This is a genomic window from Myxococcus vastator (assembly GCF_010894475.1).
Taxonomy (GTDB): domain Bacteria; phylum Myxococcota; class Myxococcia; order Myxococcales; family Myxococcaceae; genus Myxococcus; species Myxococcus vastator.
The window spans coordinates 1-5,043 of sequence record NZ_JAAIYB010000544.1 but is presented as its reverse complement, the minus strand read 5'-3'; the positions used below and the strand labels follow the sequence as shown (position 1 = coordinate 5,043).

The window sequence follows — 5,043 nt, the reverse complement described above, 5'->3', positions numbered from 1 at the left end:
CCCCGCCTCTCTGCTCTTGCCCGCGCGCCGTAGTGGCTCCGGCTGGGCAAGGACGGACGGACCGAGGATGCGCCCGCGTTCGCCCTCTCCTGTGCGGAGCCGTCCAGAAGCCCGCCGCGACCTCCCTACGACGGCCCGCTGATCCGCGGAGGTGAACCTGCCTTTCCGCCCACGAGGAGCTGCGCGTGACCAAGCACCGGCTGTCTGGGCAAGACGGCATGGGTTTCCGCCCAGTTTTCGAGCGAATCGCGGACTGCTACCTTCGCCGTTTTATCGCAGCACACGGAGGGGACATCCATGGCGGAAGGAAGCCTGCTGAACCTCATCACCTTCGGCTTCGCCGGTCGGTATGAGGCAGCGGCCACCCGGGCGAAGGGAGCGAGCAGCGCGCTTCGCGCCCTCGAACGCGAATCACAAGGCCAGGCGGAGCTGCTCGCTCGAATTGCGAGGCGCCTCGCTGCGGGCGAAGTCCTGGTGGAGATTGCCCAGCTCGCCGACAGGCAGGTCTTCGTGACGCGTCTTCAGCGGCGCGGCGCGGTGGACCATTACCTGTACGAAGCAGACGCCGGACGCTCTGAGAAGCCAGTGCTCTCCTTCGTCGGCGCATTCGGCGATGACGCTGTGACGTTGAACGAAATCGTCTGCAACGAAAAGCGCTGCCAGCCAGACCACGGGCCGCTGCTCCTCAAGCATGTGGTGGCATTCGCTCGAGCCCAAGGACTCGGTGACGTTCGCGGAACCCCACGTCCCATGGACTGGCGTCATGGCCACGTTCCAGAGAGCTTCAAGGTGACGCATGCGATTCAGCCAGAGCGGCAGCCTCCTCCGGAGGACCTTCTGCCTCTGCGTCGGCGCCGTCGCTGGGGACAGACGCGCGAGCCTGCCGCGACGTGGCCACCTGACGCGTTCCGGTTGCTGCCGCTGATGCGAAACTTCCAGAAGCAGACGGCGACCGCTGTCTGGAAGGAGCGCCGCCGGCTCGACATCCGGACGGCCCGAGAGGAGGTCTCGCCTGCGGCCATCGACACCTTCATTCAGCACCTCATCGACTCTCAGGCGTCCGTGGTCGGCCTCATGCGGGACCGGACACTCGTCGACAACCTCCAGGAGTGTCGCCCGCTGGCGTTCCGCTTCGGACTCAACGGGCGAATCGAAAAGCTGGAGCTGCTGCTGCTCGCGAAGCATTCGGCCTGGCGCACCATGGAGATGGCTCACGTTCATCTCCCTGAACTCGCCAAGGGAGGACATCGGGCGAAGGCCGCACCTGCACGCAGGCCCGTCGCGGATCCGCGCCCATTCCTTCCATCCATCGGCAAGCCACTCGTCCTCGTGCTGCGTGACGGAATGGTAATTCACCTGCCTCTGCTCGCCGTGGGTCCGTTTGACCTTCTACTCGGATGGCCGGGCAACGAGGTCCTCGTGCATCTCCACGCCATCATCTTCTGGGAAGCAGCGTAGGCGCCATCGCACCCCATCCCCAGTCAAAGCACGAGCAACAATTTTCCCGAACCAACCCAAAGGAACGAGGGCGCGTGACCAACAAGCACTTTCCGGAGCAGCTTGCGCTCTCGGATCTTCAACCGTGGATAAGCACGAGACCGCTTGACGGCCAACTCGCAGAAAAGCGCAGAACTGAGCGCGAAGCATTGCTCCATGCGTTAGCGGACTCAAGGCTCGCAACAATCGAGCAGAAAGTTTGCCGCATGCTCCGCGACTATCCGGAAACACGAGATAGCGACACCGCTCTCCTCATTCGATATTGGCGAAAATTCCAAGCGGACACGTTGCTCGACTGGTCACCACTTCAACTGGAAGCACTATTCGAACTAGAGAAGGTCGAATCCATATCTCGCGCTCGCCGGCACATTCAGAACGACCTCAATCTTTTTCAAGCAACTCCGCGCATACTGGCTCTCCGCGGAGACCTCCAGATGGAGTTTAATCAGTACCTGGCAACCAGACGTGAAGGCGATCCTGAGATTCGATTCTATCTCGACGAAACGGGCAACGAACCCCAGGACCGATTCACTGGCGTCGCAGGCATTTGCGTTCTCGACTGGCGACAGTTCGAGATGCAACACATCGCATTAACTCGATGGCGTGAGAAGCAAGGCTGGCCCGAAACACTACACTTCAACAAACTCACTGAAGATCCGGCCCCATACTTGGCTCTCCTCAGCCAACTCCAACGCCGACGTGCGGGCATCCTATTCTCAGGATACGCACTCCCGGCGAGGCGCAACAAGCAGGAGATGGTCTTCTCCCTCATAAGCCAACTTCTCACCGACTCAATACGACACGCCGAGCAACTCGGCTGCCTCAACACATGCAGAGCCGTCACAGTCATAAAAGAGCGCGAGGACGGGTTTGACAATCTATTCCTCCAAGAACTCAAAACCTCACTAAACACTCACTTCGCACGAGAGTTTCCAGGCAAGGCATATCTCAAAGAGATAATCCCGCTCCCGAAGGGGCGCGAGGTTCTCCTGGAATGTGCCGACATCATCGCATCAGGAATGAGGCGGCGTGCCCTCAACGGAGGACGCCACAGCAAGGACAGAGTGGCAGATGCCGTCATGAACGTGACAGGATTCGAAGACCATCGAGACAAAGGAGCACTTTTCAAATACTTCGCACCACGATAAAGCAAGCTGATCGTACTGAGGTCGGCGAACATCAGGAGCGACGACTCGCTCGACTACATGTTCCAGCAAGCATCTAGGCGTACGTGCCGACGCGAACCTGCAACTTCTCCAACTCTGCCATGACGGGCCTTCGTGTCAACCGCCGCCGCGCCACTTCACCGGGCGCTCGCGAACACCACGAAGCCAACCGTTCGGCCCATCTCAATTAATCGACCGCATGCCGCTGCAGCGAAGCTCCGCCTCCACGTAGAATTGGGAAAGCGAATGCTCTCGAAGCGCCTGGCGCGAGCGCATGTAGCGATATGCTCGAACAAAGGGCAGGCACACTGAATCCCCGACTCGCACCTGAGACTCTTCAAGCCTCGCTCGAGGCACCCACTGTCCACCCAACCTACGCACCAGCACCTCCCCCAAGAACGCCCCAACAAGTGGCACCGTCGACTCATCAATTTTCCAGCGTTCGAATGACTCCGGAAAGTTCTCCTCCCAGAAGTGCGCATCAATATCCGCAAGCGACTTGGGGGTAGATTCAAAGACGGACGGAACCGGCACATGCAGCAACGCAACCAGGTATTCCGCAAGAAGCGAATAGTGCTCGACGACGCCTGCGGCATCCTCGACATCACAGTTTGAGGCAGCCTCAACAGGAAGCCACTCCTCCATCTGTTGCGCACGAACTGCATCTACCGTCACCAACTGCTGAACCAAACCCTGAAGCTGCTGAATCTCTCCCTCCCCATCCTCGGGCCCAGCTTCAAGGATCTCGATGACGCGCAGGTAAGTCGCCCGAGCATCAGAGATACGCCCCATCTCGTGCTGCACTTTGGCAATTCTCTTGAGAAGCAGCGCTAGAACATTTGGATACTCAATTACGCTCTCCAACTCTCGCGCTGCAAAAAGGAGCGCATCCGGCGCAGTCGGAAAGCCCTCCTCTCCCATCTCACATGCATCCCAACAAGCTGCGATGGCACAAGCCGTCCTCTCCTGAAAAGCCACGTCCATCTCATCCGACACCGGATGCAAGACATGCCCTTTGGCCGTCAGCCGGGCGTCGTTCTCGTGCCCAATCACGCTTGTGAGTTCTTCGGCCATTTCACCAGGCCGAGCAATGAGACTGAGCGCGGGGGAGTCGTCCTGAGTTAATTGGGGCGCGATGCCCCTTATTCGAGCGACACGTACACGAGATGCCGGAATTTGTTTGTACTCCTCCGCCGTGTCGCGATTCCAGAACGAATGAAATCTGAGTTCCCGGAGAAGACGCGGGGACTGCTCCTCCATTGCATCCACGCACCGATAGACATCACGACACGGGACGTCCAACCCACGCATATAGGTTAACAACGGCTCCACAACGCGGCTGTATCGTTCCGAACTGCGTGCAAGCCCCACAAGGGCCGAAGCAAGCACTTCTCCGCCATACAATCGCGCAGCAGTCTGGTCCACCTGCAACCTGCTTAGACGCAACTCATGACCTGCAAGTTCAATCTGCATTCGGGCACAGGGCCGCGCGACCCAGAACAGTGGATTCAAAATTGGATACTTAATGAGCGCCATCGCCCCCATCAGCAAGGACTCTCCACGACTCTTGATGGCCAGCAATCGAAAGTCCCCGTGACGAAACCGGCAATATGACTGAGCGACCAGCGCCTTCAGCTCGCTGCTCGACAACTCCTTCACGAGGGGGAATCCAAGCAAAAGGGTTCGTTCACCGCGCCCGGCGAGTACCTCCCACAGCGGTCCGTCCTCGGTGACGCCAATACTTGGGGCTGCCAGCATTATCACCCTATCCACCATCCGCATTCCCATCGCATCCGCGACCTCGGCGAGCGTCGCAAACAGCCGAGGCTCGTCTCCTTTTGTAACAGGCCGCCCAAGAAATCGATCCGGAGGGAAGAGGTTGCGACCCCGGAGCATTGAAAGCAGCGAGACAGCCCCAGTCGCCGACGCAGCCAGGAGAACATTGACAGAAGCTGACGACACTCGTGTCGCCTCGTACAGCACTACGCCAACGGAGATCGCAAGGACCAAAGGGAGCAAGGCACAGATGAGCGCGCTCACGGACCAAACACTCAGCCTGAGTAGCCGTCGGAGCCAAGCGCGCTGAAGTATCTTCTCATCGAGTCGGGCCTGCGCTTCGGCCGCAGACAAATGCGCCCCCTCAAGGCGCAAGAACAGAGCATTGATTGCCAGCAGCACACGTGGCACCACCAGGACGCCGATCCCTAGTCCCACCGTCAACCACAGTCCGAACCTCAGCACGAGTGTCATCTCCTAGGAGTGTGTAGCGGTAATGGGGTTGGAAGCGAGACGGGACGAGTGACGCCGGTCCGCCGCTGGGTACGGCAGGCCGCTACGCTGCCGTCATGCGGAAGAGCTTGAGGAGGTTGTGGGTGGCGCA

At 59.6% G+C, this 5,043-nt stretch carries 3 protein-coding genes; 2 read left to right on the top strand and 1 reads right to left on the bottom strand.

Annotation, left to right across the window (positions count from 1 at the left end; translation table 11 throughout):
* Positions 1 to 474: 474 nt before the first annotated feature.
* On the top strand, positions 475 to 1,458 hold the full coding sequence (locus tag G4D87_RS33425; RefSeq protein WP_163786737.1) for a hypothetical protein: 984 nt from the start codon (positions 475 to 477) through the stop codon (positions 1,456 to 1,458).
* 74 nt (positions 1,459 to 1,532) lie between these two features.
* A complete protein-coding gene (locus tag G4D87_RS33420) occupies positions 1,533 to 2,645 on the top strand; it encodes a hypothetical protein (protein WP_163786739.1) in 1,113 nt (370 codons plus the stop codon).
* 201 nt (positions 2,646 to 2,846) lie between these two features.
* Here G4D87_RS33420 and G4D87_RS33415 read toward each other — a convergent pair whose 3' ends face one another.
* Positions 2,847 to 4,904, bottom strand: a complete 2,058-nt coding sequence (locus tag G4D87_RS33415) for a M48 family metalloprotease (protein WP_163786738.1) — start codon at positions 4,902 to 4,904, stop codon at positions 2,847 to 2,849.
* Between the last annotated feature and the right edge of the window lie 139 nt (positions 4,905 to 5,043).